This is a genomic window from Halorubrum sp. SP9 (assembly GCF_005435015.1).
In the GTDB taxonomy this organism is placed as follows: Archaea; Halobacteriota; Halobacteria; order Halobacteriales; family Haloferacaceae; genus Halorubrum; species Halorubrum sodomense.
On sequence record NZ_SGXU01000735.1, the window covers coordinates 1 to 228 of the forward strand.

Consider the following 228-nt stretch of genomic DNA (forward strand, 5'->3'; position numbering starts at 1 on the left):
TTGAACTCCTCCTCGATTCGGGCGCGTTCCTCTTTATCAACGCTACCATCAATAACGAGGATCTCGTCGGCCCACGGCTCATCTTTCACTAGCTCAAGCAGATAGTTGAGCGTGTCAGTATACTCTGTGAACAGCAGGAGTTTCTCGTCGGGTTGTTCCTCGAGCAACTGCTGGATGTAGCGGCGCACCTTCTGGGCCTTCGAGTCGACAGAGATGCCCTCGGCCAGC

1 protein-coding gene is annotated in these 228 nt (G+C 54.8%); it reads right to left on the bottom strand.

Annotation, left to right across the window (positions count from 1 at the left end; all coding sequences use genetic code 11):
- The coding region (locus EXE45_RS19165) for a helicase-related protein (RefSeq protein ID WP_137695214.1) at nt 1-228 on the bottom strand (228 nt) is incomplete at both ends.